This window comes from Sphingomonas japonica (assembly GCF_006346325.1).
GTDB classification, from domain to species: Bacteria; Pseudomonadota; Alphaproteobacteria; order Sphingomonadales; family Sphingomonadaceae; genus Sphingomonas; species Sphingomonas japonica.
Genome location: NZ_VDYR01000001.1, coordinates 605257 through 631104 on the forward strand (window position 1 = coordinate 605257; position 25848 = coordinate 631104).

21 protein-coding genes and 1 tRNA gene are annotated in these 25848 nt (G+C 65.3%); 11 read left to right on the top strand and 11 right to left on the bottom strand.

Annotation, left to right across the window (positions count from 1 at the left end):
- On the bottom strand, positions 1-966 hold the full coding sequence (locus tag FHY50_RS03025) for an ABC transporter substrate-binding protein (RefSeq protein WP_244935287.1): 966 nt from the start codon (positions 964-966) through the stop codon (positions 1-3).
- 56 nt (positions 967-1022) lie between these two features.
- On the opposite strand from FHY50_RS03025, the gene FHY50_RS03030 reads away from it, so the two are divergent.
- The 6 genes from FHY50_RS03030 to FHY50_RS03055 all read left to right on the top strand — a co-directional run bounded on the left by FHY50_RS03030 (position 1023) and on the right by FHY50_RS03055 (position 10056).
- Positions 1023-1754: a type II secretion system protein N gene (locus FHY50_RS03030; RefSeq protein WP_243846695.1), complete on the top strand. Its 732-nt coding sequence runs from the start codon at positions 1023-1025 to the stop codon at positions 1752-1754.
- Positions 1755-1836: 82 nt separating this feature from the next.
- On the top strand, positions 1837-5337 hold the full coding sequence (gene dnaE / locus FHY50_RS03035) for a DNA polymerase III subunit alpha (RefSeq protein ID WP_140231009.1): 3501 nt from the start codon (positions 1837-1839) through the stop codon (positions 5335-5337).
- A 117-nt stretch (positions 5338-5454) separates the two neighbouring features.
- Complete coding sequence (locus FHY50_RS03040; RefSeq protein ID WP_140046905.1) at positions 5455-7047, top strand: long-chain fatty acid--CoA ligase; 1593 nt, start codon at positions 5455-5457, stop codon at positions 7045-7047.
- Between the two features lie 91 nt (positions 7048-7138).
- Entirely contained in the window at positions 7139-7450 is a 312-nt protein-coding gene (locus FHY50_RS03045; protein WP_243846697.1) for an FtsB family cell division protein, read from the top strand.
- A 109-nt stretch (positions 7451-7559) separates the two neighbouring features.
- The gene (gene pdhA / locus FHY50_RS03050; protein WP_140046906.1) at positions 7560-8612 is read left to right on the top strand and encodes a pyruvate dehydrogenase (acetyl-transferring) E1 component subunit alpha; all 1053 of its coding nucleotides are present in this window, start codon (positions 7560-7562) and stop codon (positions 8610-8612) included.
- 1 nt (position 8613) lies between these two features.
- On the top strand, positions 8614-10056 hold the full coding sequence (locus tag FHY50_RS03055) for a pyruvate dehydrogenase complex E1 component subunit beta (RefSeq protein WP_140046907.1): 1443 nt from the start codon (positions 8614-8616) through the stop codon (positions 10054-10056).
- A 20-nt stretch (positions 10057-10076) separates the two neighbouring features.
- On the opposite strand, the gene FHY50_RS03060 is transcribed toward FHY50_RS03055, so the two are convergent.
- The 3 genes from FHY50_RS03060 to FHY50_RS03070 are packed head-to-tail and all read right to left on the bottom strand — an operon-like array spanning position 10077 to position 13170.
- Entirely contained in the window at positions 10077-10733 is a 657-nt protein-coding gene (locus FHY50_RS03060) for a TadE/TadG family type IV pilus assembly protein (protein ID WP_140046908.1), read from the bottom strand.
- Positions 10733-11296 (bottom strand): TadE/TadG family type IV pilus assembly protein, encoded by a 564-nt coding sequence (locus FHY50_RS03065; RefSeq protein ID WP_243846698.1) that lies wholly within the window; start codon positions 11294-11296, stop codon positions 10733-10735. The genes FHY50_RS03060 and FHY50_RS03065 overlap by 1 nt, the downstream gene beginning before the upstream one ends.
- A gap of 17 nt (positions 11297-11313) precedes the next feature.
- Positions 11314-13170 carry a pilus assembly protein TadG-related protein gene (locus FHY50_RS03070; RefSeq protein ID WP_140046910.1) on the bottom strand — a complete coding sequence of 619 codons (1857 nt, stop codon included), beginning with the start codon at positions 13168-13170 and terminating at the stop codon, positions 11314-11316.
- A gap of 108 nt (positions 13171-13278) precedes the next feature.
- Here FHY50_RS03070 and FHY50_RS03075 point away from each other — a divergent pair, with 108 nt between their 5' ends.
- Both FHY50_RS03075 and FHY50_RS03080 read left to right on the top strand, forming a co-directional pair.
- On the top strand, positions 13279-13947 hold the full coding sequence (locus FHY50_RS03075) for a squalene/phytoene synthase family protein (RefSeq protein ID WP_140046911.1): 669 nt from the start codon (positions 13279-13281) through the stop codon (positions 13945-13947).
- Between the two features lie 59 nt (positions 13948-14006).
- On the top strand, positions 14007-14471 hold the full coding sequence (locus FHY50_RS03080) for an EF-hand domain-containing protein (RefSeq protein WP_140046912.1): 465 nt from the start codon (positions 14007-14009) through the stop codon (positions 14469-14471).
- A gap of 8 nt (positions 14472-14479) precedes the next feature.
- On the opposite strand, the gene trmFO is transcribed toward FHY50_RS03080, so the two are convergent.
- The 5 genes from trmFO to moaA all read right to left on the bottom strand — a co-directional run bounded on the left by trmFO (position 14480) and on the right by moaA (position 19125).
- Positions 14480-15844, bottom strand: coding sequence for a methylenetetrahydrofolate--tRNA-(uracil(54)-C(5))-methyltransferase (FADH(2)-oxidizing) TrmFO (gene trmFO / locus FHY50_RS03085; RefSeq protein WP_140046913.1), 1365 nt, complete (start codon positions 15842-15844; stop codon positions 14480-14482).
- 4 nt (positions 15845-15848) lie between these two features.
- On the bottom strand, positions 15849-17066 hold the full coding sequence (locus tag FHY50_RS03090) for an amino acid aminotransferase (protein ID WP_140046914.1): 1218 nt from the start codon (positions 17064-17066) through the stop codon (positions 15849-15851).
- A gap of 67 nt (positions 17067-17133) precedes the next feature.
- Positions 17134-17208 (bottom strand) — tRNA-Asn (locus FHY50_RS03095).
- A gap of 69 nt (positions 17209-17277) precedes the next feature.
- Positions 17278-18057 (bottom strand): NAD kinase, encoded by a 780-nt coding sequence (locus FHY50_RS03100; RefSeq protein WP_140046915.1) that lies wholly within the window; start codon positions 18055-18057, stop codon positions 17278-17280.
- Positions 18058-18102: 45 nt separating this feature from the next.
- Positions 18103-19125 carry a GTP 3',8-cyclase MoaA gene (gene moaA / locus FHY50_RS03105; RefSeq protein WP_140046916.1) on the bottom strand — a complete coding sequence of 341 codons (1023 nt, stop codon included), beginning with the start codon at positions 19123-19125 and terminating at the stop codon, positions 18103-18105.
- A gap of 105 nt (positions 19126-19230) precedes the next feature.
- On the opposite strand from moaA, the gene FHY50_RS03110 reads away from it, so the two are divergent.
- The 3 genes from FHY50_RS03110 to FHY50_RS03120 are packed head-to-tail and all read left to right on the top strand — an operon-like array spanning position 19231 to position 22057.
- Positions 19231-21210 (top strand): putative bifunctional diguanylate cyclase/phosphodiesterase, encoded by a 1980-nt coding sequence (locus FHY50_RS03110; RefSeq protein WP_243846700.1) that lies wholly within the window; start codon positions 19231-19233, stop codon positions 21208-21210.
- The gene (locus FHY50_RS03115; RefSeq protein ID WP_140046917.1) at positions 21207-21656 is read left to right on the top strand and encodes a YybH family protein; all 450 of its coding nucleotides are present in this window, start codon (positions 21207-21209) and stop codon (positions 21654-21656) included. Before FHY50_RS03110 ends, FHY50_RS03115 begins: the two co-directional genes overlap by 4 nt.
- Positions 21656-22057, top strand: a complete 402-nt coding sequence (locus FHY50_RS03120) for a hypothetical protein (protein WP_140046918.1) — start codon at positions 21656-21658, stop codon at positions 22055-22057. Before FHY50_RS03115 ends, FHY50_RS03120 begins: the two co-directional genes overlap by 1 nt.
- Positions 22058-22062: 5 nt before the next feature.
- Here the strand turns inward: FHY50_RS03120 and mfd are convergent, their stop codons facing one another.
- Both mfd and FHY50_RS03130 read right to left on the bottom strand, forming a co-directional pair.
- Positions 22063-25524 carry a transcription-repair coupling factor gene (gene mfd, locus FHY50_RS03125; protein WP_140046919.1) on the bottom strand — a complete coding sequence of 1154 codons (3462 nt, stop codon included), beginning with the start codon at positions 25522-25524 and terminating at the stop codon, positions 22063-22065.
- Positions 25525-25552: 28 nt separating this feature from the next.
- Complete coding sequence (locus FHY50_RS03130; RefSeq protein ID WP_140231013.1) at positions 25553-25819, bottom strand: FAD assembly factor SdhE; 267 nt, start codon at positions 25817-25819, stop codon at positions 25553-25555.
- Positions 25820-25848: the final 29 nt, after the last annotated feature.

Consider the following 25848-nt stretch of genomic DNA (forward strand, 5'->3'; position numbering starts at 1 on the left):
TCACGCGCCCTGGCTGACGGCCACTTTCTCATAGCCTGCAGGGCCGGCAACGAGGATTGCCATGTCACGCGCCACGCTGCCGTCGGTGCGGAAACGCAAGGGACCGGTCACGCAGTCGAAGCTGGTTTCGGCGAGCAGCCCGCCGCGGCTGAGCATGTCCTTGGCGCGCAGCTGCTCCGCCACGAAGGTGGCATCGTGCGCCAGCGCCGCGATCGCGCCCGGACTGCCGCCGTTGCGGGAAGTGAACGCGCTGGCGAAATCGCCGAAGCTGTCTGGGTCGGGCGCTGCGATCCAGGCGCCGTCGAGCGCCTCGAGCGAGGCGGGGCGATGGTCGAGCCCCTGGACGGTGGCGAGCAGTTGGATCCCCGTGGTCTGGAGGTTGCGCGCTGCCGCCAGCAGCGCATCGCCGCCGCCGGGCACCAGGATGGCGTCTGGCGCATCGCCCGCAGCGGGAGCCGGTTGGCCGGAGACGACTTCGATCGTGCGTACGTCCATCCCGATGCTGCCCTGCATGTTGCGCGCGGTACTGGCCGACAGGATCGACCATGGGGTGCCGTCGGAAATCACCGCGATCTTGCGTACCCCGCGTGACCGGGCATAGCGCAGTACCGCGCCGGTTACCGATGCGGCGGTAATGCCGAACACGAATGCGCCGGTCGATCGGATCGCGGGATCGTTGGTAAAGGCGATCACCGGCAGGTCGGAGGGGACTGTTCCAGCCACGGCGCGCGCCTCGGCCTGGGTGAGCGGCCCGAGGATCATCGCGGCCTTTTTCTTTTGTGCCGCCTGCGCGGCTGCGGTGGCGCCGGCCGGCGTACCAGCGGTATCGAACACCAACAGGCGCGAGGGGTCGTTTTGCGCGAGCATGGCGGCATTGCGCATGCTAAGCCCCAGTTCGGCATGTTCCCCGGTCATCGGGACGAGCAGGGCGAGCGGGCGCTTGTCGACCTTTTTCGCCGCAAACACAGGGGACGCGACCCATGTCGCCGACGATACGACTAGGGCGGACTGAAGAAACTGCAATGCACCGCGTCGATTCACCGGTCGTCCCCGATATTCCAAGGCTCCAGGCCCGGCGCCGTATTATCCTGTTCGCGGGGCTAGGCATAGCCGCTTACCTGATCGCGATGGTCTGGACGATGCCGGCCGGAGTATTCCTGAAAAACCGTCAGTGGCGCAGCGGCATCGCCGGCACGATCTGGAACGGCGAAGTCGGCATCGCCGGCGGCACCGTCGTCGAGTGGCGATGGGCGCCGCTGCGTTCGATCACCAGCCTGGGCTTTGCGGTCGACTGGACGGCAACCGGCGCGGACACCGCGATGGGCGGCCGCGCGCTGATCAAGCCGGGGCGGGTGGTCGTCGAGAATGTCAGCGGGTCGATGGACGCGGGGATGCTCGCAGCGCTCGCGCCATCGCTGCCCTTCACCTGCGCCCTGACGATGCAGGTCGAAGCGCCGCTGTTCGCATCGGGTGGAGGCGCGGCGATCGACGGCACCGCGACGACCGATCCCGGCACCTGCACGACAAAGGCAGGCAATGTCGCCACGGCGGTCGGCCCGTTGCTGATCGCATCGGAAAAGATCGGCACCGAAAGCCGCATCCGCGTCGCCCCCGCGACCATGCGCCGCCAGACGCTGATCGATGCGCGGCTCAGCGAGGGCGGGGCGCTGAGCGTGACGCTGACCGGGGACGGCGCACGCGCCCTGCCGTTCATCGGCCTGCCGGCGGGGGCGGCGATCGAACTGGAGCTGTGAGGGGCGGCGGGGCGCTGTGCTAAGCTGTGGATAAGCCAGCGGCAGGGTTTCAATCGTGCCGTCTGCGCCCTACCGTCGCACCATGCCGCATTCCGGGTTCGTACCGCTTCGCATCTTCTCGTCCTTCACCATGCTCGACGGCGCGATTGAGCCGAAGGCGATCGCCAAGCATGCCGCGAAGCTGGCCTTTCCCGCCGCCGGACTGACCGATCGCAACGGCCTTTATGCGGCGATGCCGTTTTCGGACGCGTGCCAGGACAGTGGCGTCCAGCCGATCGTCGGTGCGATGCTGTCGGTGGCGCGGCCGGGTACGCCGGAGGGCACGCCGCCGCTGCTCGATTGGCTGGCGCTCTATGCGCAGGACGAAGCGGGATATCACAATCTGTGCGCGCTGGTGTCGCAGGCGCATCTCGATCGCCCGATCGAGCAGGATCCGCATGTGACGCTCGATGCACTCGAAGGCCGCAGCGACGGGCTGATCGCATTGACTGCCGGCGGCGAGGGCGCGCTCGCACGGCTGCTCGCCGATGGGCAGGACGGGCCAGCGGAGGCATATGCCGACCGGCTGACGTCGCTGTTCGCCGACCGCCTCTACATCGAACTGGTCCGCCGCGACGATCCGGTTGAGACTCGCGCCGAAACCGCGCTGATCGACCTCGCCTATGCCCGCGACCTGCCGCTGGTCGCCACCAATCCGTGCTGCTTCGCCGAGGCGACGTTCCACGAGGCGCATGACGCGATGCTGTGCATCGCCGCCTCGAGCTATGTCTCGTCGGAGGACCGCAAGCGCAGTTCGCCAGAAGCATGGATGAAGCCCGCCGACGAAATGGCCCGGCTGTTCGCCGACCTGCCCGAGGCGGTCGCCAACACGCTGGTCGTGGCACAGCGCTGCGCGGTCGCGGCACCCAAGCGCAAGCCGATCCTGCCCAGCCTTGCCGGAGATCGCGACGGCGAATCGGCGATGCTGCGACGCGAGGCGACCGACGGGCTGGTCGATCGATTGTCCAAGATGGCCGCGCTCGATTCCCATGCATCGAACGAGGCGGACCTACGCACCCGTTTTCCCGATTATTTCGCTCGCCTCGATTTCGAACTCGACGTCATCATCCAGATGGGCTTTCCCGGCTATTTCCTGATCGTCGCCGACTTCATTAAATGGGCCAAGGCGCACGACATTCCGGTCGGTCCCGGCCGTGGTTCGGGAGCGGGGTCGGTCGTGGCCTGGTCGCTCACCATCACCGATCTCGACCCGATCAAGCTGGGCCTGCTGTTCGAACGCTTCCTCAACCCCGAGCGCGTGTCGATGCCCGATTTCGACATCGATTTCTGCGAAACCCGGCGCGAGGAGGTGATCCGCTACGTCCAGGGCAAATATGGCCGTGATCACGTCGCGCAGATCATCACCTTCGGACGGTTGAAGGCGCGCGCGGTGCTCAAGGATACCGGCCGCGTGCTGCAGATGAGCTATGGCCATATCGACCGGCTCGCCAAGCTGGTGCCCAATCACCCGACCGATCCGTGGACGCTCGATCGCGCGCTCAATGGCGTTAGCGAACTTGCCGCCGAGTACAAGAACGATCCCGCCGTGCGCCACCTGCTCGACCTGTCGATGCAGCTCGAGGGATTGCCGCGACATTCATCCACTCATGCGGCGGGCGTGGTGATCGGCGATCGTCCGCTCGCCGAATTGGTGCCGCTGTATCGCGACCCGCGCTCCGACATGCCGGTCACCCAGTTCGACATGAAATATGTCGAGGGCGCGGGGCTGGTGAAGTTCGACTTCCTGGGCCTCAAGACGCTGTCGGTACTCAAGCGCGCGGTGGAGTTGCTCGCGAGGCGCGGCGTGACGGTCGATCTCGATGCGCTCGAATGGGACGACGAGGGTGTGTATGCGCTGCTCCAGCGCGGCGACACGGTCGGCGTGTTCCAGCTCGAATCCGAAGGCATGCGACGCACGCTGGCGGCAGTTCGGCCATCGAACTTCGGCGACATCATCGCGCTCGTCTCGCTCTATCGCCCGGGGCCGATGGACAACATCCCGATGTTCGGCGCGCGCAAGAACGGGCGCGAACCGGTGGAGTATCCGCACCCGCTGCTCGAGCCGATCCTGTCCGAAACCTACGGCATCTTCGTCTATCAGGAACAGGTGATGCAGGCCGCGCAGGTGCTGGCCGGCTATTCGCTGGGCGGCGCCGATTTGCTGCGCCGCGCGATGGGCAAGAAGGTCAAGGCGGAGATGGACGCACAGCGCGCGATCTTCGTTGCAGGTTGCGCCGAGCACCACGCGATCCCGGAGGGTAAGGCCAACGAACTGTTCGATTTGATCGACAAGTTCGCTGGCTATGGCTTCAACAAGTCGCACGCCGCCGCCTATGCGCTGCTGGCGTACCAGACCGCGTGGCTGAAGGCGCATTACCCGCATGAATTCTATGCTGCGTCGATGTGTTTCGACCTTGCCCAGACCGACAAGCTGGCGATCTTCGTCGATGATATGAAGCGGCTGGGCACCCAGTGCCTGCCGCCCGACGTCAACGCTAGTGAAGCCGAATTCACCGTCCAGCCGCACGGCGAGGGGCTGGCGGTGCGCTACGCGCTGGCGGCGCTGAAGGGGGTGGGCGGCCGTGCGATGGAGCTGATCGTCGCCGAGCGCGAGGCGAACGGCGAATTCACCTCGCTCGACGACATCGCCATTCGCGTCGATCCGCGCCTGCTCAACAAGCGCCAGGTCGAGACGCTGGCGGCGGGCGGTGCGTTCGATGCGATCGAGCCGAACCGCGCCGGGGTCCACGCCGCCGCCGAGACGATCCTGGCGGTGGCGCAGCGCACCCATGCCGGCAAGACCAGTGGGCAGGGCGGGCTGTTCGGAGACGCCGAACCGGTCGGCAACGCGATCCAGCTGCCCCGAAACGCCCGATGGACGCTGACCGAAGCGATCCACGCCGAGCGCGAGGCGTTTGGCTTCTATTTCTCGGCGCATCCGCTCGATCGCTACGCCCATCTCGCCAAGAGCCATTCGGCGCGCGCGATCGCGGCGCTGGGTCAGGCGCATATTCCCGATGGCGAGCGCGCCGGGGCGATGCTGTCGGCACTGGTCGAGGATGCCCGCTGGCGCACATCGGCGCGCGGACGGCGATACATGATGCTCACCCTATCGGATTCGTCGGGTCAGGTGGTCGCGACCTGCTTCGACGACGATGTCGCCAAGGATCTTGAGGAGGCGTCGCGCGCAGGCGGCTGCGGCCTGCTGACGGTCGAACTCGATCGCCGCCCGGGCGAAGACGCGCCGCGCGTCACCGTCAAGCGCATCCAGCCGTTCGAGGCGCTCGCCAGCACGACCCGGCTGCTGCTGACCTGCTGGGTCACCGAACCGGCGGCGATCGCGTCGCTTGCCTTGCTGGTTGGCACCGAGCGCGGCGGTCGCGGGCAGATCCGCGTGATGGCAGTGCTGCCCGGAGGCGGGGAGGCGCAGGTCGAACTGGGCGCCGACTTCCGGCTGGACGGCGAACTGATCGAGCGCATCGAGGCGATTGCCGGGGTGAACCGGGTTGACCTGATGAGCCCCAAGGTCGCGTTGGCCGGGTAAGGGTCGCTTCCGCCCGGACATCGGTCGCTCGGAAACATTCGGTAACATCCCGCCACTGGACCACGCCGCCAATCGCGATACACTCCCCGACAAATCAGAATGTCGGGAGAGCGTGCGATGCTGGGCGGAATGCAGGATTTCGAACTTCGGGTACCGCGCCTGATCGAACATGCCGAGCGCGAGCATGGCGATCGCGAGATGCTGACGCGCTGGGCCGACGGATCGGAGACGGTCACGACCTGGGGTCAGGTGGCGAGGGATTCGCGCAAGCTGGCGCAGGCGCTCGAGCGTATGGGACTCCAGCCCGGCGACCGCGTCGCGACGCTCGCTATGAACCACAGCCGCCATCTCGTCGCCTGGTATGGGACGATCGGAATGGGCGGTATCGTCCATACCATCAACCCGCGCCTATTCCCCGATCAGCTCGCCTATATCGCCAACCATGCCGAGGACCGCGTCCTGTTCTACGACAGGATGTTCGCTCCGATCGTCGAGAAGATGAAGGACCAGTGGACGACGATCGACCATTATTTCTGCTTCGACAGCGACGGCCCGGACTCGTTCGAAACACTGATAGCCCCGGAAACCGGCGACTATGCCTGGGTCGAGGGCAGCGAGCGCGATCCGTGCATGCTGTGCTACACCAGCGGGACCACCGGCAATCCCAAGGGCGTGCTCTATTCGCACCGCTCGTCGATGATCCACGCGCTTGCCGAACTTCAGCCATCGGTATTCGACCTCTCGGCGCGATCGGTGGCGCTGCCGATTGTGCCGATGTTCCACGCGGTTGGCTGGGGCATGCCGTTCGCCGCACCCGCCGTTGGCCTGAAATTCGTGTTCTCGTGCGTCAACGAGCCCAAAGTCCTGTGTGACCTGATGAACCGGGAAAAGGTCACGCATTCGGCCGGCGTGCCTACGGTTTGGTTCGCGATGTTCCAGCACATGGACGCGACCGGGGGTGCACCGAAACACCTGCAGGTCGTGACCATCGGCGGTTCCGCGGCGCCGCGTTCGATGATCGAGCGGTTGATGAAGATGGGGATCCGCGTCAATCACGCCTGGGGAATGACCGAAACCTCGCCGATCGGCACCATCGGCGCCAAGAGCTACGACTGGGACGACCTCAGCTTCGAACACCAAGTCGATCAGGTCTGCAAGCAGGGCCGCGCGCCGTTCGGGGTCGAAATGCGGGTGATCGACGACAGCGGGGCGGAGCAGCCGCGCGACGGCGAAAGCTCGGGCCGGCTGATGGTACGCGGCCCGTGGATCATCCACCAGTACTTCGGAGAAGAGGCGCCGTGCGTCGATGCCGACGGCTGGTTCGACACTGGCGACGTGGCAGTCATCCATCCCGACAACACCATGCAGATCACCGACCGCGCCAAGGACGTCATCAAGTCCGGCGGCGAGTGGATCAGCTCGGTCGAGCTGGAAAACGCGGCGGTCGGCTGCCCCGGCGTTGCCGAGGCGGCCGCGATCGGCGTCCATCATCCGCGCTGGGAAGAACGCCCGATCCTGCTGGTGATCCGAAAATCAGGAAGCGACATCACCGCCGACGCGATCCAAGCGCATCTTGCGCAGCATGTCGCGAAATGGTGGCTGCCCGACGAAATCCACTTTGTCGACGACCTGCCGCACACTGCGACCGGCAAGCTGCTCAAGACCGCGATCCGCGCGAAATACAAGGATTTCTCACTCGCGGCCGCCTGAGCGGTCTACGCCAATTCGCGGCGCCGAAGGTTTACGAGCCGATTAACCAAATAGCTTGATTGCGGGCCGATTGTGGCCCTAAAGTCGCGCCATGTCGCATCTCGCCACCGTCACCGGAACGCTGCGCCGCGCCGGGCTGCCTGCGCTCGCCATCATCGTGATGGGCTTTTTCGTCTATTCTGCGGTTGTCGGCCCCAATGGCGTGATCGCCTACCGCGATTATCATCGTCAGCTTGACGCCAAGAATCAGCAGTTCGCGGCGCTCGACCAACAGCGTGCCGAACTGCGCAATCGCGTGGCGCAGATCGATCCGCGCCACGCCAATCCCGATATGGTCGACGAACTGGTGCGCAAGGAGCTCAACGTCGTCCATCCCGACGAGGTCATCGTTCCGCTCGATTGATGCTGGACCCGTCAGGCCCTCGCGGCGTTGACGTTGCACCGGGGTTGATTGTGCGCTTATAGCCCCGGCAGACCATTCCTCCCCCTTACGGAAACGGAGAGTATCGCCCGTGGCCAAGACACCGGCTCGCACCGAATCGACCCCGCCGCCCGCCATTCCCAATCGCGAACGGCCGGCCGAACCGACCCGGTACGAAGCGGGCAAGGACGAACTGCTCGACCTGTACAAGCAGATGCTGCTGATCCGCCGCTTCGAGGAGAAGGCGGGGCAGCTGTACGGGCTGGGCCTGATCGGAGGGTTCTGCCACCTGTATATCGGGCAGGAAGCGGTTGCGGTCGGGCTGCAATCGGCGCTGGAGGTGGGCAAGGACAGCGTCATCACCGGCTATCGCGATCACGGCCACATGCTCGCTTACGGCATCGATCCCAAGGTGATCATGGCCGAGCTGACCGGGCGCCAGGCCGGAATTTCCAAGGGCAAGGGCGGGTCGATGCACATGTTCTCGACCGAGCACAAGTTCTTCGGCGGGCACGGCATCGTCGGCGCGCAGGTGTCGCTCGGCGCGGGGCTCGCCTTCCAGCATAAGTACAAGGACGATGGCGGCGTCTGCCTCGCCTATTTCGGTGACGGCGCGGCGAACCAGGGCCAGGTCTACGAAGCGTTCAATATGGCCGAGTTGTGGAAGCTGCCGATCATCTTCGTGATCGAGAACAACCAGTACGCGATGGGCACGTCGGTCAACCGATCGAGTGCCGAGGATCAGCTCTACAAGCGCGGCGAGAGCTTCCGCATTCCCGGTATCCAGGTCGACGGCATGGACGTGCTGGCGTGCCGCGGCGCTGCCGAGACGGCGCTCGAATGGGTACGCGCCGGCAAGGGGCCGGTGATCCTCGAGATGAAGACCTATCGCTATCGCGGCCATTCGATGTCCGACCCGGCCAAGTACCGTTCGCGCGACGAGGTCCAGTCGGTCCGCGACAAGTCCGACCCGATCGAAGCGGCCAAGCGCGAGCTGGAGAAGCTGGGCGTCAAGGAGGACGAGCTCAAGACCATCGAGCAGGCGATCCGCAAGACCGTCAACGAATCCGCCGATTTTGCCGAGAACGCGCCCGAGCCCGAGGCGCCCGAACTATACACCGACGTGCTGGTGGAGACCTATTGAGATGGCGATCGAACTGAAGATGCCGGCGCTGTCGCCCACGATGGAAGAAGGCACCTTGGCCAAGTGGCTGGTCAAGGAAGGCGACACGGTCAAGTCGGGCGACATCATGGCCGAGATCGAGACCGACAAGGCGACGATGGAGTTCGAGGCGGTCGATGAAGGCACGATCGCCAAGATCGTGATCGACGAAGGCACAGACAATGTGAAGGTCGGTGCCGTGATCGCGCTGCTCGCCGAAGAAGGCGAGGACGTCGCTGTCGCAGCATCGGGTGGCGGGAGCGCCGCTCGCGCAGGCGATGCCGCCGCTGCTCAGCCCAAGGAGGAGACCCGTAACGACGACGACAAGCCGTCGACCCCCGAAGGCACCACGCCGCAGCACGCCGAAACCGGGGCACGGCAGATGTTCGACGCCGCCGAAAATGCCGGCAAGCGCGATCCCGAAATCCCCGCCGGTACCGAGATGGTCAAGACCACCGTACGCGAGGCGCTGCGCGACGCGATGGCGGAGGAGATGCGGGCCGACGACCGCGTGTTCGTGATGGGCGAGGAAGTCGCAGAATATCAGGGCGCCTATAAGGTAACGCAGGGCCTGCTCGAGGAGTTCGGCGCCAAGCGCGTGATCGATACGCCGATCACCGAATATGGTTTTGCCGGGATCGGCACCGGGGCGGCGATGGGCGGCCTGCGCCCGATCGTCGAATTCATGACGTTCAACTTCGCGATGCAGGCGATCGACCACATCATCAACTCTGCGGCCAAGACCAATTATATGTCCGGCGGCCAGATGCGGTGCCCGATCGTATTCCGCGGCCCCAATGGCGCGGCGTCACGCGTCGGCGCGCAGCACAGCCAGAACTACGGTCCCTGGTATGCCAGCGTTCCCGGGCTGATCGTGATCGCGCCCTATGACGCGAGCGATGCCAAGGGGCTGCTCAAGGCGGCGATCCGCAGCGAGGACCCAGTCGTGTTCCTCGAGAACGAGCTCATGTACGGGCGCAGCTTCGACGTGCCCAAGCTCGACGACCATGTCCTGCCGATCGGCAAGGCGCGGATCATGCGCGAGGGCAAGGACGTCACCATCGTCAGCTATTCGATCGGCGTCGGCCTCGCGCTCGAAGCTGCCGAGAAACTGACGGGCGAGGGCATCGAGGCGGAAGTCATCGACCTGCGCACGCTGCGCCCGCTCGACCGCGAAACGGTGCTGGCCAGCCTCAAGAAGACCAACCGCATCGTCGTGGCGGAGGAAGGCTGGCCAACCTGCTCGATCGCCTCGGAGATCGCGGCGTTCGTGATGGAGGACGGCTTCGACGACCTCGACGCACCGGTTCTGCGCGTCACCAACGAGGACGTGCCGCTGCCCTATGCGGCGAACCTCGAGAAGTTGGCGCTGATCGATGCCGACCGGATCGTGGCGGCGGTGAAGAAGGTGACGTATCGGGCGTAGTCACTAAGTCGGTTCCGCCATTACAGGCCATCAGCTGTGTTGCAGTTTCGCTTGGGCGGAAATCCGTTGACGGAGCTAGGTGACTGAAAGCTGGTGCTGCGAGCACGAAACATCGCAACGCGGGTAAAGGCAGTGGGCAGATCAAGCCATTCGAATGGCACTCGACTAAAAATCGGCTCATATTCGTAAGTCACTTGCGCGTGGAACAGAATCTCGTCGAGAGACAGCAGACGATTTTCCGGTAGCGTAGCGAACACCGTATTTTGGGCGCAGCCCAGAACTGCTGCCGCCGCAACATACTGACCATCGACCCGTTGCCACAGGATACGATTTTCGACGACCCTGTCGTTATTGGCGTCGGTACCGCGTACTGCGGTGATGTAAATGCGCCCGTCGCGACGGAGGTCGAATGGCTTTGCTGTCAGATCGATCGCTTCGAAGAGGTCGTAGATCTGACGTTCGGTCGCACCGACGCTGCCCGCGCCGCTTTGTGCAACCAGATCGGCGACCATCGCCGACAATCGCTGTACCCGATTGTTCGCAAGCACGTAATTCGCAGTTTCCAGTCCGGTAAGGACAAATCCCAGAAACAACGGCAGCGAGAGACCGAACTCGAGAAATGCGGTGCCGCGAACGGAGCCAAGCAGTGCGGTAATGCCGCGCAACAATCTGGTCATCACGGTGTAGCCCGGCGCACAACGGATTCATTTCGTACGACCGTCGTCGATCGGACGTTGAATGTTTCCTGCATACCCATGAAGTCTACCAAGAAGCCGAACAGAATCCGCTTCGGATACACTGCAGTATAGCTCACGACATCACCCGGACCACCGAGCTCGCCGGCAATTGGGGTTGAGGGGTCCCACTGGCCGTTAGCATTCCGATCGGTGAATGATTCGCCCAGATCGTACGTGCCGTTACTGTTGGCATCGTCGAAATATTCGGCGGTCACGCTGCCAAAGTCGCGATACACCGCAGTCTCGATCGCGATCTCGCTGCCTGGCTGGAGCGGAAACGGGCGCATCGTTTTTCGAATGCTCTCGCGCATTAGGTCAGCACGGTCGCCCTCGCTGGTTTCCAAGCTGGCAGTGGCCGACCGCGCTGCATCGACGACCGCCCCATCCAGCACCGTTCGAGCGAACACAAGATGGGCAAGCTCGATCGTTCCGCACAGAAGGGTGAACAACGCGGGGATCAGGATTGCGAACTCCACGGTGGTAACGCCGCGGCGATCGGTCATGAATGGAGAACCAAGCATCATTGCACCAAGTGCAGATCGACTAGTTCGGCTGCGACGTCCTGAAATGCGCGACGAAGCTCGTCGGTACTACTGGTGCGGTACACCCGACCAGGCGCACATGCGTTGAAAGCGTTGCTGATCGCCGTGCTGTTGGCGACCAGCGCAATAATGTACACTTCAGGCGGATTGGCTTCACGCTGGATGTTGGCGCAAACTTTTTCAAAGCGCCGCAGCATTTGCGTTTCGGTGTTGGACTGGTTGGCAGCGATCCGGCTATCCGACCAACGTCCGTACCAAGTGAAGGTGCGGTCGAGAAAGCCATTCTGGCTTTCGCCGATTTCATTGACGCCGTCGGTCATGAAAACGATTGCGCGGCGCGGTGCTTCGTTCGTAGGATTGCTTCGCGTGAACACATCGTCGCGCACCAGCAGGCGATATCCCCAGAGCAAACCGGCATGATGGATTGTGCCGTTGGCAGGGTAGATTGCGCCGTGGTCGTTGGCGATATGGTTGAGGTATGCGCTTCGTTGACGACCGTAGGCCACTGGCATCGCCGGCTCCGGGCATTGCCAGTTTGGCGAGGGCATCGGTGTCGTGTTCTGATTGCCGTTATCGGTGATGCCGCCATTCGCGTTGACCCGCGCGCTGGCGGGGTCGAGCCAATGTGTCGCGTCATAATAATGTGGGATCCGTTGCCAGTTCACGACCCAATCGTTCGCAGCACGATTGGCAGCAGATGGCGTGTAGTAGCTGCCGTCAATCCGGCGAATCACATCGTCGGTCGCCGTGGCTGCGCCATTGTTCAACCCGATATAATAATCGTAAAGGTACTGTCTATAAAGTTCGGTACGAACCAAATAATCGGCGCCTGTAGTACCAAAGGCGGATCGGTCGAGGCGATAAAGATTATTGTCTGGCTCGACATTAGCTATGTTGTAATAGTTGCTTGTGGGATCGGCATTGCCTGTCGTCGCTTTAGGGACGTACATAGGTGGGACAAAATATGGCTGAACACGCGGATGGGAACCTTCGCCAGGCAGCGAGCGAACGAGGTCCCACGCACCAGGCTCTGAGGTAGTACGCGTCGCGTTGACGTCACGTACTGTCTGATCTGCCATGACGCAGCCCTTCCAGGCCAGAAAATTTCCGCTGGCATAGTTGGGCACGGTGATGCCCCAGGCTGCCGCTTGCGAGAAACTGTTGAAACCCTCCACGGGAGCAACTGCGCTTGCAGGAAGCAACCCACCCACATTGACCGTGACGTCATAGCCGATGAAGCCGATGGCGAGATCGCGTCTGCTGTCTGCGCCCTGATGCAGGATATTGACGAAATCGGATGCCGCCTCCTTCAGCGCAGTCATTCGGGTGCGACCGCCACTGAGATTGGCCTTCATCGAACCGGTGTCGTCAAGAACGACCATCGCCTCTAGCGGCCGCGGCTGAAGTTCCGCTTTTGCGACCGCTTTGATAACAGTGTCGTCAAAACCGAATGCCCGCATAAACGACATCGGTAATGTTGCTTCGGCCCGAACCGTCGTGAGGTTGATGCCCCCTCTGACTTCGAATGTCGGGGTGAGAACGAGATCGGTAACGCCCATATAGGCGGGATCATCGGGGAAGTTGCCGTAGAAATATGCGTTGACTTGAGCCGTTCGGGAACTGCTGCTGCCGTCCGTGACCGCGAAGGCGCGTGCGCCGGCAAGCGCCGCGGCGTCGACACCGGTTTGCAGTTGTGACTTCACCACATACATGCGGCCGGTGTCGATCGCAGCGCCAAGACCCGCGATGGCGGGGATGAGCCCCGCCGCCATCATGGCGAGCGTCGACGCGCGACGATCTTCGCGAAGCGTCCTAAGAAAGGATGTAAACCCCATTTCTCTGTCGTATCCCGGTCGTCATACTATTCCCTGCGATCCGGATACTGCGCTTCTTGGTAAAATCATTTGAACGTATATGGTTAATGGGTATTCAGGAAATGCACTATGAAAGCGGAAGGTCTCGGCGATGCCGAACGCAGCCTTGCGCTGACCTACGCTCCGGCCTCGGCCCGGCCCGCTGTGCGCGCACTGTTCGCGCTCGACGACGCGCTGTCTGGCGTGTTGCGGACCGCCGCCGAGCCGATGATCGCGCAGATGCGGTTCACCTGGTGGCATGCCGAACTCTCTGCGCTCGACCGAACTTCGCCGCCGTCGGTGCCGGTCCTGCGCGACCTGGCGGAACATGTCGTCGAACGTGGGGTGACGGGGGAAGCGCTTGCCCGGCAGGTCGAGGGGTGGGAAGCGCTGTTCGAGGATCCGGCGCTGGGAGAAGCCGCGATGCTGGCGCATGCCCGGTTGCGGGGAGGCGGGCTGTTCGCGGCAGTCGCGGCCTGCTCCGGATATGCGGGCGACGGCGTCGAGGCAGCGGGGCAGGGCTGGGCGCTGGCCGACCTTGCCGCGCATGTGCGCGAACCGCACCAGCGCGACGCCGCCTTTGCGCTGGCGCGTCCGCTGCTCGACGTCGCCACCTGCCAGCGGTGGGGGCGGGGTGGCCGGACTTTGGGCGCCTTGGCGCACCTTGCGCGCATCGATGCCTCGGCGGCAACGCCGTCAGCACCCGGATCGCCGCGACGCGTCGCGCGGATGGCCTGGCACGCGCTGACCGGCCGGTGAGGCGTTGCATACGGGGATCGAGACATTAGTCTCGACGCGGTCGCAACGGGGGATGAGGGATGTGGCGCTTCCTGGCAGGGGTGGGATCGGCACTGGCGTTGATGGCTGCGGGAATATTGCTGTTCGGATCGGCAAGTGCCGAGGACCCGGTTCTGCCTCCGCCTCCGCCGGCCGAGGCCATCGCGGTTTCGGAAGCCCGCGACGACTTGCCCGAGCGCGTGCCCGAGGCATCGGCGCGGACGCGCGAGGAAAAGCGCTTCGACCGCTACGACAAGGACCGCGATTCGCGGATCACGCGTGATGAGATGCTGGCAACGCGGCGCAAGGCATATGCCAAGCTCGACAGCAACGGCGATGGCCGGCTGTCGTTCGAGGAATGGGCGATCCGGACCAGCGACAAGTTCGCCAAGGCCGACGCCGACAACAGCGGCATTCTCACCCGGGCGGAATTCGCCACCACGAAAGTGCAGCGCAAGACGCCGTCACGCGTCAACTGTCCTCCAGCGGGCGACGACGACGACTGACGCCAGCGTTATTCGGCAGCGACCGCGAGGTCTGCCTGCTGGGACCTCCACGCCGCGAAGGCATCGCGGGCGCGGGCGGTGTATAGCAGCTTGCGATCGGCCTTCTTGGTCTTCTTCCCCTCCGACACGATCGGCGGGAACAGCCCGAAATTGACGTTCATCGGCTGGTAGGTCTCGACCTCGGCGTCGCCGGTGATGTGCGCGAGCAGCGCGCCGAGCGCGGTCTCGCGCGGCGGCGGCGGCATGTCCCGACTGGCGATCTCGGCTGCCGCGAACCGCCCGGCGAGAAGCCCGATCGCGGCGCTTTCGACATAGCCTTCGCAGCCGGTGATCTGTCCGGCAAAGCGCAGATGCGGCCGCGCCTTGAGCCGCAGGCTGCGGTCGAGCAGTTCGGGCGAGCGGATGAAGGTATTGCGGTGCAGTCCGCCGAGCCGCGCGAATTCGGCATGTTCAAGGCCGGGAATGGTGCGAAAGATGCGAACCTGCTCGGCATGCTTGAGCTTGGTCTGGAACCCGACCATGTTCCACAACGTCCCCGAGGCGTTGTCCTGGCGCAGCTGGACGCAGGCATAGGGCCAGCGGCCGGTGCGCGGATCGTCCAGCCCGACTCCCTTCATCGGGCCGAAGCGCGGCGTATCGACCCCGCGCTCGGCCATCACCTCGATCGGCATGCATCCGTCGAAATAGGGCACGTCCTCCCACTCGCGAAATTCGGCCTTGTCGCCATCGAGCATCGCTTGGTGGAATGCCAGATACTGATCCTTGTCGAGCGGGCAGTTGATGTAATCCTTGCCGTTTCCGCCCGGCCCCGCCTTGTCCCAGCGCGACTGGAACCATGCCACGTCCATGTCGATCGAATCGAAATGCACGATCGGCGCGATCGCATCGAAGAAGGCGAGGCTGTCCGACCCCGTCGTCGCGCCGATGCTTTGCGCAAGCGCTTCGGCGGTCAGCGGACCGGTCGCGACGATGGTCACGCCGCGCTCGGGCAGGCGATCGACGCGTTCGCGCACGATCTCGATATTGGGATGCGCCGCGAGACGCGCCGTCACGCCGTCGGCAAAGCCGTCACGATCGACCGCCAGCGCCGATCCGGCGGGGACCTGCGCGCGGTCGCCCTCGGCCATGATGATCGAGCCCAGCTGGCGCATTTCGGAATGGAGCAGTCCGACCGCGTTGCGCTCGGCGTCGTCCGATCGAAAGCTGTTCGAGCACACCAGCTCGGCCAGCCGGTCGCTCTGGTGCGCAGGCGTCATGCTACCCGATCCGCGCATCTCCGACAGGCGCACGCGAAGGCCCGCTTCGGCGATCTGCCACGCCGCCTCGGACCCGGCGAGACCGCCACCGATGATGTGAACGTGAGGATCGGTCATGGCGTCACGGCGCAAGGTGCGGCCGCAGCGCATCGACGAACGGCGCAACGTCGTCGATGCCGAGTCCGGCGACGTTGATGCGCCCGCCGTCGGTCATGTAGATGCCATGCGCATCGCGCATCGCGTGAACTCCCGTCTTGTCGACCGGTAGCAGCGCGAACATGCCGCGCTGCTCAGCCAGATAGGCGAGCCGCGGATCGGCGGAGGCCAGCGCCTGGCGCAGCCCGCCCAACCGCTCGCACATCGCGCTGAGCTCGGTGCGCCAGTCCGCGGCGAGCTCGGGATCGTCCAGCACGATGCGTACCGCGGCAGCGCCATGATCGGGCGGCATCGACCACAAGGTGCGCGCGAGCGCGAGGATATTGCCCCGCGCGATCGCAGCGGTATCGGCATCGGCGAAGCGTCCCCACATCGCGCCGGTGCGCTCGCGGTAGACGCCGAAATTCTTGTCGCAGGAATAGGCGAGAAGCACTTCGGGCAACGCAGACCACGCCTTGCGCAGTCCGGCAGCGTCGGCATCTAGCCCGTCGCCCAGCCCCTGATAGGCAAGGTCGATGAACGCGACGAGATCACGCTCTGCGATACGCTCGATGACCGCGTCCCACTGCTCGATCGACAGATCGGCGCCGGTCGGGTTGTGGCAGCAGCCGTGCAGCAGCACGACGTCGCCAGGCGCGGCCTTGCCCAGTGCCAGCATCATCTCGTCGAACCGGATCGTCCGCGCGCGGGGATCGTAAAAAGGGTGCGACGCGACGGTCAGGCCGGCGGCACGCAAGATCGGCGTATGATTGGGCCAGGTCGGATCGCCGGTCCAAACCGTGGCGTTTGGCCGCGCGCGCGCGATCAGTTCCGCGCCCAGCCGCAAAGCGCCGGTGCCGCCGGGCGTCTGGATACCGATACGGCGGGCAGGATCGCCCAACGCGTCGCCAAACACGATCGGCTCGAGCAGTTCGACGAAGCGGATGTCGCCGTCGCCGCCCAGATAGCGCTTGCTGTCCTGATCGGCGAGCAGGCGCGTTTCGGCGGCCTTGATCGCGCGCATCACCGGCGTCTTTCCGTGTTCGTCCTTGTAGACGCCGACGCCCAGGTCGAGCTTGGCGTCGCGCGGATCGGCGCGGAACGCGGTCATCAGTCCCAGCAGCGGGTCGGAGGGGCGAGGTTCGAGGCCGGAAAACAGCCGCGCGGCGGCATCGGTGCCGCGATCGATCGTGATACTGGTCATGCGCTCGCTATCGCACGAACGCCCGAGAAAGCGAACCCCGCGAGGGTAAACCGGCGATGCTGGAAAATGGCTCCCTGAGTAGGATTCGAACCTACGGCCGCTCGATTAACAGTCGAGAGCTCTACCGCTGAGCTATCAGGGAACATGTCGAGGGCGCGCGTATAGCAGCGGGTTTTCGGCGATGGCAAGCGCCGTTTAGCGGATTTTCGGATCAGGCGACGAACTGTTCCATGGTGATCCGGTCATCGAGCGCATGTTCGGGATCGAACAGCAGCGACAGGTCGCGCGTGCGGTCGATCGCTACCTCGACGCGCGTCACGTCGCGCACTTCGCGCTGGTCGGCGACGGCGCTCACCGGGCGCTTGTCGGCTTCGAGCATGGTGATGACGATCCGCGACTTTTCCGGAAGGATCGCGCCGCGCCAGCGCCTCGGGCGGAACGGGCTGATCGGCGTCAGCGTCAACAGCGCCGAGCCGAGCGGGAGGATCGGGCCGTTGGCCGAAAGATTATACGCGGTCGACCCAGCGGGCGTCGCAACGAGGATGCCGTCGCATACAAGCTCTTCGAGGACGACGCGATCATTGACCGCGACCTGCAGCTTGGCGGTCTGGCGAGTCTCGCGCAGCAGCGACACCTCGTTGATCGCTGGCAGCACACGGGTCTCACCGTCGATCGTCGTCGCCGTCATCTCGATCGGGCTGACCGTGAAGCGCTTCGCCCGTGACAGCCGCGCCCCGAGCCCGTCGAGCCGCCAGTCGTTCATCAAAAAGCCGACGGTGCCGAGGTTCATTCCGAACACGGGGAGGATGCGGCGCCGCTCGACCATGGTGTGCAGCACCTGCAGCATGAAGCCGTCGCCGCCGAGCGCGACGACCTGATCGGCTTCGCTAAGCGGCACCCAGTCATGCGCCTGCGACAGGTCGGCGTAGGCCGCCTGCGCCGCTGGAGTTGGCGAGGCGAGGAGCGCGCGACGCGGCGGTGGATCAGCCACGGTCGCTCACGAATGGGATAGGCCAGGATGCCACCGCAACCCGCATCACCCGCCGGTTACGCTCATGTGGCGCCCGACGGCGGGAGCGCTAGCGGCGATATCGAAATCGTGCCGCGCCGGTTTGGCGAGCAGCGCGGCGTCGATCGCCGCATCGACGGCACCGAGCCCGCCGCTGCGGATCGCGGCCTTGAGATCGACGCGATCGTCATGGCCCAGGCAGGAATAGAGATGTCCCTCGGTCGTCAACCGCACGCGATTGCAGCTATCGCAGAAATTGCCGGTGAGCGGCGAGATCAGCCCCAATCGCGTGCCATACTCGCCGACGTTCCAATAGCGCGCCGGACCTCCGCTGCGATGCGCATCCCGGGTCAGCGTGAACTGATCTGCCAAGGTGTCGAACACAGCGCCGAGCGGTACGAAGCGATCGGTGCGGTCTTCATCGATATCGCCCATCGGCATGGTCTCGATCAGCGTCAGGTCGAGCCCGCGTTCGCCGCACCACGCCAGCATCGCCGGGAAGGCGTCGTCGTTGAGCCCCTTGAGCGCGACCATGTTGATCTTGACGGCAATGCCCGCCGCGCGCGCCGCTTCTATCCCGGCCAGTACCCGGCCAAGATCGCCGGTGCGGGTGATGAAGCGGAAACGGTCGGGATCGAGCGTATCGAGGCTGACGTTGATGCGGCGAATGCCTGCATCCGCCAGCGGCCCCGCAAACTCGTTCAGCCGGGTCGCGTTGGTCGTCATGGTCAGTTCGTCGAGTCCGGCCGGATGCGTACTGACATGCCGCCCGAGCCGCCGGACCAGGTCGACGACATCGCGGCGCACCAGCGGCTCGCCCCCGGACAGCCGGATCTTGGTGATCCCGCGCGCAATGAACCGCTCGGCGATCAGTGCGATCTCTTCGAGCGACATCAGCGCGCTGCGCGGCAGAAACGTCATCTTCTCGGCCATGCAATAGCGGCAACGCAGGTCGCAGCGGTCGGTGACGGAGATGCGCAGATAGGTGATCGCACGGCCGTGGCCGTCGATCAGGCCAGCAGCAGGGGCCGAAGAAGCGCTGGACAGCATAACGATCAGCTAAGGCTTGCGCGCTAGGGGTACAAGTCACGATTGGCGGCGGACTCGCCGCACGCTACGCTCGATCATTCCGAACCACGACCGCTTGGGGGGTCCTTGAACCGCGCCGAACCGATCGCCGAGCATGCCGCCCCACTGTTCATCCTGTCGTTTCGGCAGCGTGACGAACTGGCGGCGCTCGCCGCCGGGGCGGGGTGGCATGTCGTCGCGGCGCGGCGAGCGGAGGGAGCGCCCCGGCGATGGCTGGCGAGCGGATCGCCGGTCGCGGTGGTCGACGCCCGCGGCGCGTTCGACGACGGGCTTGCCGCGACTGCCGCGCTGGCTGAAGTCGGCCAGCCGGCCGGCGGCGCGATCCTCGTGCTGGTGTCGAGCAGCGATCAGCATCGGTTAAGCGCGTTGTACGATGCGGGGGCGACGCAGTTCCTGGTCAGCCCGATGCGCGACGCGGTGCTGCTCCAGGCGATCCGCTTTGCCGCCCGCCAGGCCGAACGCGGCGGCAGCGACTGGCGTCGGGCGCCGCTTTCGAGCGCCGAGCCACTGGGCTGGCGCTATGACCCCAAACGCAGGTCGCTGCAGCTGACGCCGGGACTGGCGACGATCGTCGATTTGCCGGAGTCGACCGCTCCGCGCGCTGCGTTGCGCCGCCTGAACCCGATCGATCGCATCGCCGGGGTGGCGGCGCTACGCCGACTGGGCGACGGGCTTGCTACGACTGCATTCGCCCACGACATCCACGGGCTGGGACGCGTGGTCGAGCATGTCCAGCGCGACACGCGCACGGGGAGGGTGCACGCCTTGATCGAGCCGATCGGCAGCGTGCCCGATGCCGGCGCAGCGCTGCGCGACGCGTTCGGCGGCATTCGCGACGAGATCGGAGCGCGGCGCTGGATCGGCGATCATCTCGGCGATGGGCAGGTCACGCTGGCGCTGGTCGGGCTCTCGCGGCTCGATCGCATCAACACCGAACATGGCAGATCGGCGGGCGACGCGGCGCTGCGGGCGGCATCGCGGCGGATCGGCGACATCGCACGCGAACTTCTGGGGCGCGACGGCATCGTCGCGCGGCTGGGGGGCAGCGAATTCGTGGTCGCGACCGCGACGCAACCCGATCGGCTGCGGCTCGCTGCCGGACGCATCGAGACCGCACTGGCGCGTCCGTTCGTCGCCGGCGATGCGATCGCGCCGCTCGGAGTGCGCGTGATGGTCCTGTCGAGCCGGGCAGGCGATACCGCATCGGACCTGCTGCGCCGGGTCGGTGAACAGCTGGCCGAGCGCGCCGGCGGGCAGACGCCGTCGGGGGATCATCCGCTGGACGGCCTGGCGCTCGATCTACGCGGAGCACTCGATCGCGACGAGATCGCCATCCGCTTCCAGCCGCAGGTCGCGGTTACCAGCGGCGCGATCGTCGGGGTGGAAGCGCTGGCGCGATGGAATCACCCCTCGCTGGGCGAGCTCGGTGCCGAAACCCTGCTCGCCACCGCACAGCGCGGCGGGATGGATGTCGCCTTGTCGGACCACCTCCAGACGCAGGCGCTGCGGTCGGCTGCGCGCTGGCCGGCGGCATTGTCGCGCTTGCGGCTGGCGATCAACATTACCGCCGACGATGTCGCGCGTCCGGGCTTTGCCGACATCCTGCTCGACCGGATCGACAGCAGCGGGTTCCCGCGCGCCCGGCTGACCATCGAAGTCACCGAAAGCGGGCTGATCGACGATCTCGGTTCCGCGGCGGCATTGCTGTCGGAACTTCGCGCCGCTGGCTGCCGCGTGGCGATCGACGATTTCGGCACCGGCTATTCCAGCCTCGCCTATCTCAAGGCGCTGCCGCTCGACTATCTCAAGATCGACAAGAAATTGTCGCAGGATATCGCCGGGACCCCGCGGGACCGGGTAGTCGTGCGCGGGGTCATCGACATGGCGCGCTCGCTCGGACTGGCCGTCGTGGCCGAGGGGGTCGAGACGGCCGAGCAGCTCGATCTGCTCGCCAAAGAGGGCTGCCAATATTATCAGGGGTTCCTGTGCGCCGAACCGCTCGATGCAAACGGGCTGCTCGCGCTGATCGAGGGGATGACGACATGATTCGATGGTTGAGTGCAATCGTCCTGCTGGCGCTGGCGGTTCCGGCCGCTGCGCAAGGCGACGAACCGCGCGCCGCGATCGAGGCGGCGATGACGCAATCGGCCAGGGGCTGGAACGCCGGCGATCTCGACGCCTTTCTCGGGGTCTATTCAGACGACCCCTCGACCAGCTTTACCGGCAGCACCGGCGTCGTGCGCGGCAAGGCGGCGATCCGCAAGAAATACGTCGCCGATTACGCCGCAGTGTTCGGCCCGTCGGCGAACCGCGCCGCGATCCCGCCGCTTAGTTTCGAATATGTCGATTTCAGGCCGATCGGGGCCGATCACGTCCAGGTCATTGCGCGCTGGCGGCTCGGGAGCGGCGAATGGGCACAGTCCGGCATGACCACCGTGCTGTTCCGCCGCGAGGCGGCGGGTTGGCATATCGTTGCCGATCACAGCAGCTGATGCCCAACGACCGCGACGTATCGGGCGTGTGGTACGGTAGCTACAGCTCGACGAACCGATGGGTTCGGCCGAACCGGTTCATCGCCCTGCTCAGCGAACAGGGCGGCGCTTTCGCCGGCACCATCACCGAACCCGACGCTGAGGGGATCACCGATATCCTGCGCGCGGACGTCACCGGGACGCGGAGCGGGGCGACCGTGCACTTCACGAAGCGCTATGACGGCGCGTCCTGGACCCGCAACATCGTCCAGTATTCGGGTCGCATCGATGATGCGGGGACCGAGATTACGGGCGAATGGTCGTTTTCGCATTATTCCGGAGGCTTCGTGATGACCCGCGAGAATTTCGCCACAGAGCAGCTGGAAGACGAAGCCAGCGACCTGATGCCGTTCGATTCCTGACGGCGCTACCCCGCGGCCGCCTTGGCCAGACCCCGCGAAATCTGCAACGCGGCGTTCAGCCGCGCTTTCGACGTCGCCCATTGCCGCGCCACGACCAGCTTCATGTCGGGGCGCAGCTTTGCGGTTCCGTCGAGCCGTTCGACATAGGCAAGCAGCCCGTCGACATTGGAAAACTTGTCCTCGTGGAAGCTCACCAGCGCGCCCTTGGGTCCGACATCGAGCTTGGCGACGCAGGCCTTCTTCGCATTCAGCTTGGTCTCGATCAGCGTCAGCAGGTTCTCGGTCGGCTCGGGCAGCTTTCCGAAGCGGTCGATCAGCTCGGCCGCGAACGCCTCGACGCCCTGGCGATCCTCGACCTCGTTGATGCGGCGGTATAGTCCCATGCGCAGATCGAGATCCGGAACATACTCTTCCGGAATCAGGATCGGCGCATCGACGGTGATCTGCGGGCTGAATTCCTTCGGGCGGTCGTCGCGAATGCCGCCGGCTTTGGCGTCGAGGATCGCTTCCTCGAGCATCGACTGATAGAGTTCGTAGCCGACTTCCTTGATATGCCCCGATTGTTCGTCGCCGAGCAGGTTGCCGGCGCCGCGGATGTCGAGATCGTGGCTGGCGAGCTGAAACCCCGCGCCCAACGATTCCAGATCGGCCAGTACCTTCAGCCGCTTTTCCGCCGCTTCGGTCATCAGCCGCTCGGGCGGCGTGGTCATATAGGCATAGGCGCGCGTCTTGGCCCGCCCGACGCGGCCGCGCAGCTGATAGAGCTGCGCGAGGCCGAACTTGTCGGCGCGGTTGATGATCAGCGTATTGGCGCTCGGGATATCGAGCCCGCTCTCGACGATGGTGGTCGAGATCAGCAGATCGTAGCGCTTGTCGTAGAATGCCGACATGCGCTCCTCGACTTCGGTCGGCGCCATCTGGCCATGGGCGACGACATAGGTGATCTCGGGAACGTCCTCGCGCAGAAACTTCTCGATATCGGGCAGGTCGGCGATGCGCGGCGTCACAAAATAGGCCTGGCCGCCCCGATAATGCTCGCGCAACAGCGCCTCGCGCAGCACTACCGGATCCCACGGCATCACATAGGTGCGCACCGCCAAACGGTCGACCGGCGGTGTCTGGATCACCGACAGGTCACGCAGGCCCGACATTGCCATCTGCAACGTGCGCGGGATCGGCGTCGCGGTCAGCGTCAGCACATGCACGTCGGCCTTCAACGCCTTGAGCCGTTCCTTGTGGGTGACTCCGAAGCGCTGTTCCTCATCGACCACCACCAGCCCGAGCCGCTTGAACTCGATGCTCTTGCTCAGCAACGCATGGGTGCCGATGACGACATCGATCTGGCCGTTGGTCAGACCTTCCTTGACGGTCTTCGCTTCCGCCGCGGTCACCAGCCGTGACAGGCGGCCGACATTGATCGGAAATCCTTCGAACCGCGCGCGGAAATTGGTGTAGTGCTGGCGCGCGAGCAACGTCGTCGGGCAGACGATCGCAACTTGCATCCCTGCCATCGCCGCGACGAATGCGGCGCGCAGCGCCACCTCGGTCTTGCCGAAGCCGACATCGCCGACGACCAGCCGGTCCATCGGCTTGCCCGCGCCGAGGTCTTCGAGCACGTCGTTGATCGCGCGGTCCTGATCCTCGGTCTCCTCGTAGGGAAAGCGGTCGAGGAACGCCGGATAGCCGCTGGCATCGGGCTCGACGACGTCGGCGGGGCGGGTCGCGCGGACCGCAGCGGTGACGATGAGCTCGCCCGCGATCTCACGGATGCGCTCCTTCATCTTCGACTTGCGCCGCTGCCACGCTTCGCCGCCCAGCTTGTCGAGATGCGCGCCTTCCTCGTTCGCGCCATAGCGCGACAGCACGTCGAGATTCTCGACCGGGACGTAGAGCTTGTCTCCGCCCGAATAGCTCAGCGCGACACAGTCGTGCGGGCTGGTCCCGACGGGAATCGAGGTCAGCCCGTCATAGCGGCCGATGCCGTGGTCGACATGTACCACCAGGTCGCCCGGCGACAGCGTCGCCAGTTCGTTGAGGAACGCGTCGGTCGATTTGCGGCGCTTCTTGCGGCGGACCAGCCGGTCGCCAAGCATGTCCTGTTCGGTCAGCACCGCCACGCCCGGCGCGGTGAAACCGTGGTCGAGCGGCAGCACGATCAGCGCGGTCGCCGTCGCCGCCTTGGCGATCGCCGCCTGCCACGTGTCGATCTGGACCGCGCCCTTCAGCCCATGATCGGCGAGCAGCCCGCCAAGCCGCTCGCGCGCGCCTGCCGAATAGCTGGCGAGGATAGTGCGGCGTCCGCCCTTGCGCAGTGCGGCGAGGTGTTCGATCACCGCTTCATAGACGTTGGTACCGCCCGCGCGTTCGGGCGCGAAGTCGCGCGCGTTGTCGACCTCGAAATCGAGCACGGTCGCGCTTTCCGGTTCGTGGAATGGCGACGTCAGATGCGCGGGCGCTTCGGCGAGCCGCTTCTTCCATTCGTCGGGCAGCAGATAGAGCTGGTCTTGGCCCAGCGGACGGTAGCTGCCCGGATCGCTCGACTGCGCGCGCACGCGGTTCGCCTGGTAATCGGCGATCGCCTCGAACCGCTGCTCGGCAGCGCCGGGCGTACCGGAATCGCGCACCATCACCGCATCGTCGGGCAAGTGGTCGAACAGCGTGTCGAGCCGCTCCTCGAACAGCGGCAGCCAATGCTCCATCCCCGCCAGCCGCCGCCCGTCGCTGATCGCCTGATAGAGCGGATCGCCGGTCGCGGTCGCGCCGAAGCGCTCGCGATAGCGTGCTCGAAAGCGCTTGATGCTGTCTTCGTCGAGCAGCGCTTCCGATGCCGGAAGCAGGGTGAACCCATCGACCCGGCCCGACGTGCGCTGGTCGTCGGGATTGAAGGTGCGGACCGTTTCGATCTCGTCGCCGAAGAAATCGAGCCGCAGGCCGTGTTCGGACCCCGACGGAAACAGGTCGACCAGCCCGCCGCGGACTGCGAATTCGCCGGCGTCATGGACGATATCGACGCGGACATAGCCGTTCGCCGACAGCAGCGACGTCAGCCGCTCGAGCGAAATGCGCTCGCCGGGGGCCAGCCTCGCCACCAGTTGTCGAACGCGAAACGGCGTCAGCGTGCGCTGCGTCGCGGCGTTGACCGTGGTCAGGATCAATCGCGGCTTTTTCGAACCGGCCTGAAGCGCGTGCAGCGCCGCAAGCCGCTCCGACATGACCCTCAGCGTCGGCGACGCGCGATCATAGGGCAGGCAGTCCCACGCCGGATACTGGATCACGTCGAGTTCGGGCGCGAAGAAGGGAGCGGTCGAGGCCACCGACCGCATCGCCGCTTCGTCCGGCGCGATGAACACGCATCCGCCCTTCGCCGCGCGCGCAAGGTCGGCGAGCAGCGAGGGCAGGAACCCGGTCGGGACGCCCGACAGCGTCAGCGCGGTCTTGGCGGAAATGATCTTCGAAAGGTCGGGCATGCAATCCTGTCTGCTTGCTGGAGACGCGCTATCGCGCAATCGGCACGTAGTTCAGCGTTCTCAGCGCCGCCATGATCGGCCCTTCATAGGCTGCGGGAACTGCTTGCGTCCCCATTGCCCACGCCATGATATCGACATCCTGTTCCTCGATCAGCGCCTCGAACGCGGCGACCTCGGCCTCGCTCCACTCGGCATGATGGGCATCGAAGAACCCGCCGATCAGCAGGTCGGCTTCGCGGGTGCCGCGGTGCCAGGCGCGAAAGCGCAGGCGCTTGATGCGGGAGTTTCGGTCCATGGGCTCCAACGGCGAATGGCCGATGGCGC

Excerpts from the sequence above, each read along its gene's own strand:
- moaA (WP_140046916.1), bottom strand. The coding sequence starts at position 19,125 with ATGCTGTCCAGCGCTTCTTCGGCCCCTGCTGCTGGCCTGATCGACGGC.
- FHY50_RS03055 (WP_140046907.1), top strand. The coding sequence starts at position 8,614 with ATGGCGATCGAACTGAAGATGCCGGCGCTGTCGCCCACGATGGAAGAA.
- FHY50_RS03065 (WP_243846698.1), bottom strand. The coding sequence starts at position 11,296 with ATGACCGATCGCCGCGGCGTTACCACCGTGGAGTTCGCAATCCTGATC.
- FHY50_RS03080 (WP_140046912.1), top strand. The coding sequence starts at position 14,007 with ATGTGGCGCTTCCTGGCAGGGGTGGGATCGGCACTGGCGTTGATGGCT.
- FHY50_RS03040 (WP_140046905.1), top strand. The coding sequence starts at position 5,455 with ATGCTGGGCGGAATGCAGGATTTCGAACTTCGGGTACCGCGCCTGATC.
- mfd (WP_140046919.1), bottom strand. The coding sequence starts at position 25,524 with ATGCCCGACCTTTCGAAGATCATTTCCGCCAAGACCGCGCTGACGCTG.
- trmFO (WP_140046913.1), bottom strand. The coding sequence starts at position 15,844 with ATGACCGATCCTCACGTTCACATCATCGGTGGCGGTCTCGCCGGGTCC.
- FHY50_RS03115 (WP_140046917.1), top strand. The coding sequence starts at position 21,207 with ATGATTCGATGGTTGAGTGCAATCGTCCTGCTGGCGCTGGCGGTTCCG.
- FHY50_RS03030 (WP_243846695.1), top strand. The coding sequence starts at position 1,023 with ATGCACCGCGTCGATTCACCGGTCGTCCCCGATATTCCAAGGCTCCAG.
- FHY50_RS03120 (WP_140046918.1), top strand. The coding sequence starts at position 21,656 with ATGCCCAACGACCGCGACGTATCGGGCGTGTGGTACGGTAGCTACAGC.
- FHY50_RS03070 (WP_140046910.1), bottom strand. The coding sequence starts at position 13,170 with ATGGGGTTTACATCCTTTCTTAGGACGCTTCGCGAAGATCGTCGCGCG.
- dnaE (WP_140231009.1), top strand. The coding sequence starts at position 1,837 with ATGCCGCATTCCGGGTTCGTACCGCTTCGCATCTTCTCGTCCTTCACC.
- FHY50_RS03045 (WP_243846697.1), top strand. The coding sequence starts at position 7,139 with ATGTCGCATCTCGCCACCGTCACCGGAACGCTGCGCCGCGCCGGGCTG.
- FHY50_RS03130 (WP_140231013.1), bottom strand. The coding sequence starts at position 25,819 with ATGGACCGAAACTCCCGCATCAAGCGCCTGCGCTTTCGCGCCTGGCAC.
- FHY50_RS03090 (WP_140046914.1), bottom strand. The coding sequence starts at position 17,066 with ATGACCAGTATCACGATCGATCGCGGCACCGATGCCGCCGCGCGGCTG.
- FHY50_RS03060 (WP_140046908.1), bottom strand. The coding sequence starts at position 10,733 with ATGACCAGATTGTTGCGCGGCATTACCGCACTGCTTGGCTCCGTTCGC.
- FHY50_RS03075 (WP_140046911.1), top strand. The coding sequence starts at position 13,279 with ATGAAAGCGGAAGGTCTCGGCGATGCCGAACGCAGCCTTGCGCTGACC.